Consider the following 4,375-nt stretch of genomic DNA (forward strand, 5'->3'; position numbering starts at 1 on the left):
GGCTACACCCAGCCGACGCCGATCCAGGCTGGTGCGATCCCGCACGCCTTGCTCGGCAAGGATATTTTGGGCATCGCCCAGACCGGCACTGGCAAGACGGCTTCCTTCGTGCTGCCGATGCTGACCCGCCTCGAAAACGGCCGGGCCCGCGCCCGTATGCCGCGCACGCTGATCCTGGAGCCGACGCGCGAACTCGCCGCGCAGGTCGAAGAGAATTTCATCCGATATGGCAAGAACCACAAGCTCAACATCGCGCTCCTGATCGGCGGTGTCTCATTCGACGAACAGAACAAGAAGCTGGAGCGCGGCGTCGACGTGCTGATCGCGACGCCCGGCCGCCTGCTCGATCACCGCGAGCGCGGCAAGCTGTTGCTCAATGGCGTCGAGATCCTCGTCATCGACGAAGCCGACCGCATGCTCGACATGGGCTTCATTCCCGACATCGAGCGCATCTGCGAGATGATCCCGTTCACCAGGCAGACGCTGTTCTTCTCGGCGACGATGCCGCCGGAAATCACCAAGCTGACCGAGAAATTCCTGCATGCGCCGGTGCGCGTCGAGGTCTCGAAGGCCGCGTCCGCCGCCACCAACATCACCCAGCGGCTGGTCAAATCAGGCTCCAAGCCGTGGGACAAGCGCGAGACGCTGCGCAACCTGATCAAGGCCGAAGATGCCGAACTGAAGAACGCCATCATCTTCTGCAACCGCAAGGTCGAAGTGTCGGAACTGTTCCGCTCGCTGCTGAAGTATGATTTCGACGCCGGTGCGCTGCATGGCGACATGGACCAGCGCGCGCGCATGCAGATGCTGGCCAATTTCCGCGACGGCAAGCTGCGCTACCTCGTCGCTTCCGACGTCGCCGCGCGCGGCTTGGACATCCCCGACGTCAGCCATGTCTTCAACTATGACGTGCCGATCCATGCCGAGGATTATGTCCACCGTATCGGCCGTACCGGCCGCGCCGGACGCTCCGGAAAATCCTTCACCATCGCGACCAAGTCGGACACCAAATACATCGACGCCATCGAGCGGCTGATCGGCAACAAGATCGAATGGCATGACGGCGACTTGTCGACGGTGGTTGCCAGCGAAGGCGGCGAGGACGATGCTCCGCGCCGTGGCAAGGGCGCACCGCGCCGCGCCGGTCGCAAGGACGACGACCGCAGCAGGGAAAAGGGCGGCGAGCGCAAACCGCGCGAACGCCACGCCAAGCGCAGCGAAGACACGGCACCGGAAACAGTCCGCGAGGACCAGCCGGCGGCCGAGGTCGCAGCGGCAGCCGCCGACGTCGGCGAACGGCGCTCGCGCAAGGAAGCGATCCGTTCGGAAAACACCGAGCGCAAATCGTCCGATCGCAACGAACAGCGCGCACCGGAACGCGGCGATACCCGGCCGCAGCGAGACAACAGCCGCCCTGCCCGCCAACGTCACCAGGAAGACAACGATTCCACCGTTGGCTTCGGCGATGACATGCCGGCCTTCATGCGGATCGTCGCCAAGGTCTGATCCCGACCGCTTCGAAGGCAAGCCAGCCATCCGGCTTGCCTTCTCGGTAGAGCTCCAGCCTGGTTCGCCCGTTACATCGGCCCAGGCATCATCTTGGTCGGTTTTTCCAGCATCGGAAACTCGGCCTTCGAGCATTTCACGTTCGGGTTCGTCGGACTGAACATGCCGTTCGGATTGTCCCCGAGCCAGGCATGAAGGTCGTAATGGACGAACTCCTTCGGGATGAGAGGGTAGTGCCCCTCCATCGGCCCCATGAAGGTTTGGCCAAACAGCTTCGGAGGCTCCTTTATGTCCGGCGTCAGAGGCACCAGCCATTCCGCGCCCACCAGCCGCAAACCCTTCTTGGTCGGTTCATAGATCAGCACGTTGGGGTGCATCGGGTCGAGCTTCTGGCCGACACTCGGGACATTGACGAAGTGAATACCCATGGCGCCCTTCGGGTAATCCATCGCGCCCGCTATCTTTTCTCCGCTGTAGTAGACGCAGCCGACCGTCGACAGATAGAGATCGCGGACGGCAGCGGTGTAATCCTCATATTTGGCGAGCGACTTTTTCAAGGCTTCGATGTCGGCCTTGTTGGCGTCCTCGGCCCGAGCCGAAGCAACGTTCAGCCACGCGCCTACCAAACCTGTTAAAACGAGGACGCCACAGCGCCCAAGGCTGGCTGTTCTTGTCATGCATTCCTCCCAGATTTCTGATCTGGCCGTGCAAGACCGAGGCGGAAAAATGCTGATTGCGCGGCCGGTTACACCGCCTCATCCCCGCTGGACTGCCATGATGCTATTCCTTTCCATGGCCGCCGGAAAGCTATATTTTAGCAATAACTAAATCTATACCGTACCCATCCAGAGCGCCGATGTCAGCTCAAACAAAAACGGCCCCGCATGAGGGCCGTTTCGCATCCGCTTGCCGGACGGATCAGGTGAGCGGCGACAGCTGGATCTCGACGCGGCGGTTCTGGGCCCGACCTTCGGCTGTGGCATTGGATGCGACCGGACGTGTCTTGCCGAAGCCTGTGACGGCGAAGCGCCGCTGATCCACGCCCTGACCGGACAGATAGTTCGCCACCGCCAAAGCACGACGCTGCGACAAATCGAAATTGTGCTGGTCGCCACCGGTCGAATCGGTGTGGCCGAACACGTCGACCGTGGTCTGCTTGAACTTCTTCAGCACCAGCGCGACGGAGTTCAGGACCTGGTAGAAGCCGGGCTTCACCGCATCCTGATCCGAGTTGAAGGTGATGTCGGACGGCATGTTGAGGATGATCTGGTCGCCGCTGCGGGTGACGCTGACACCGGTGCCCTCGAGCTGCCGGCGCAGTTCGGCCTCGTTCTGGTCCATCGTGGCGCCGATGGCGCCGCCGGCCAGCGCGCCGATGCCGGCGCCGATCAGTGCGTTGCGGCGGTCGTTGCCACCGGCAAGCAGGCCAAGGCTGGCACCCGCCAGGGCGCCAAGGCCGGCGCCGGCCGCCGTGTTGGAAATCTTCTGGTCGCCTGTATACGGATCGGTGGTGGTGCAGGCGCTCACGAGCACAGCCGTCGCCACGACGACGAGCACAGTCTTTTTCATAGGATGGTCCCTCTCCAAGTCACGCCTTGCGGTGGCGCCAAATCAGCCCTTCCCGCGACTTGTACCATGAATTGCGGCGAAAAGCGGAACGGCAAAAGCGCCGTTCACGGCTTTTCCCGAGTGACCAATACCCGGTGGTGGCGCCGCATCGCCGTGCCGGAATGGTTTGGATAAGCTACCAGAGGTTCTTGCCGTCTATGACAACCACTTCGACCTTGTCGAGATCGAAATCATCGAACAGCCGCGAGTTGACGCTGATCTTGGGATTGTCGAAATCCGGCTCGCCTGTCGACCAGTCCGGCGTTTCGGTAAAGGTGCCGCAGCCGCAGGTGGCGCAAAAACCGTGCTTTACGGTCTTCGACCCCCAACGATAGAAAGAGACGTTCTCCATCGGGCTGGTGAGCTTGAATTGCGAAGGCACGTAATAGGCCCAGAGCGAGCCGCGTTTCGAGCAGAAAGAACAGGTGCATTGCGTCACCGTCTGCGGTGCTTGCGAAACCTCGAACGTCGTCGCCTTGCAATGACAGCTTGCCTTGATGGTCATCAACGAACTCCTCCTGTCGCCGCCACCCTGTGCGGCAAAGGCAGCATAAAGAGGTGCTCCTGACAACTGTCTGTCAGCAAGCATCACCGGCGCTACCGCGACAGGCGCGTCTCAGCAAGCCCGTCCCGTCACACGCGATCAGGCGGACGTAGGAATGCGCTCCTATCGTCAATACGAGCGCGGCGGCACGAACAGGCAGATTGTCCTGCCGGCGTCGAGGCCCCCCTGGTGCGCGCACCAATGGAACTCGCCGTCCGGGCTGTCCTTGACACGCTTGTCGGTCATTGGAACGACCTCACCCGTTCCGGCGATGACATAGCCCTCGGGTTTCTCCAGCACTTCGCCTGTATGGGTCGTGCGACAATCATAGTTGGCGCAGCATGCGAACGGATAACTCCAGCCTTGTGGCTTTGCCGCCGTGGGCGTGGCGTCATGCGCGAAGGCAGGTGCCGTCAGCATTGCCATCGCGCCGATCGCGAACAGGGAAAACAAAAGTCGGCCAGCCGGTTGAACGGCATTGGCCGATCTGAGTGTGGCAGCAGACATGGAAACGTTCCTTTCAAACGAGCATCAAGCGTTTCGCTTGCCCGTTCCCGGAACGTATCTTCCCAGTGGCCGGATCGTCGGGTCGCAGATATGCCGCGTCCGGCCATAAATGCTTTTTCTCTCCCAGCCCTTGGATGCTGGGCTGATTCCTTGGTCGGCGCAAGAACATGCATTCCCGACATCGTTCTACAGACGTCAGGCATCCGCTAC

5 protein-coding genes are annotated in these 4,375 nt (G+C 61.6%); 1 reads left to right on the plus strand and 4 read right to left on the minus strand.

Annotated elements, in window-relative coordinates:
• Positions 1-1,506, plus strand: a 1,506-nt coding sequence (locus EN884_RS27250) for a DEAD/DEAH box helicase (RefSeq protein ID WP_164895175.1), incomplete at its 5' end; no start/stop codon positions are given.
• Between the two features lie 71 nt (positions 1,507-1,577).
• On the opposite strand, the gene EN884_RS27255 is transcribed toward EN884_RS27250, so the two are convergent.
• From EN884_RS27255 to EN884_RS27270, 4 genes are all read right to left on the minus strand, one after another.
• Positions 1,578-2,183 carry a hypothetical protein gene (locus tag EN884_RS27255; RefSeq protein WP_013531372.1) on the minus strand — a complete coding sequence of 202 codons (606 nt, stop codon included), beginning with the start codon at positions 2,181-2,183 and terminating at the stop codon, positions 1,578-1,580.
• Positions 2,184-2,424: 241 nt separating this feature from the next.
• Entirely contained in the window at positions 2,425-3,075 is a 651-nt protein-coding gene (locus EN884_RS27260; protein ID WP_013531371.1) for an OmpA family protein, read from the minus strand.
• 175 nt (positions 3,076-3,250) lie between these two features.
• On the minus strand, positions 3,251-3,619 hold the full coding sequence (locus EN884_RS27265; RefSeq protein ID WP_024503891.1) for a GFA family protein: 369 nt from the start codon (positions 3,617-3,619) through the stop codon (positions 3,251-3,253).
• A gap of 168 nt (positions 3,620-3,787) precedes the next feature.
• Complete coding sequence (locus EN884_RS27270) at positions 3,788-4,165, minus strand: hypothetical protein (protein WP_013531369.1); 378 nt, start codon at positions 4,163-4,165, stop codon at positions 3,788-3,790.
• Positions 4,166-4,375 lie beyond the last annotated feature (210 nt).

This window comes from Mesorhizobium sp. M7A.F.Ca.AU.001.01.1.1, from assembly GCF_004022735.1.
Lineage (GTDB): Bacteria > Pseudomonadota > Alphaproteobacteria > Rhizobiales > Rhizobiaceae > Mesorhizobium > Mesorhizobium ciceri.

Coding starts and splice junctions, on each gene's coding strand:
- EN884_RS27255 (WP_013531372.1), bottom strand. CDS start 2,183: ATGACAAGAACAGCCAGCCTTGGGCGCTGTGGCGTCCTCGTTTTAACA.
- EN884_RS27270 (WP_013531369.1), bottom strand. CDS start 4,165: ATGTCTGCTGCCACACTCAGATCGGCCAATGCCGTTCAACCGGCTGGC.
- EN884_RS27260 (WP_013531371.1), bottom strand. CDS start 3,075: ATGAAAAAGACTGTGCTCGTCGTCGTGGCGACGGCTGTGCTCGTGAGC.
- EN884_RS27265 (WP_024503891.1), bottom strand. CDS start 3,619: ATGACCATCAAGGCAAGCTGTCATTGCAAGGCGACGACGTTCGAGGTT.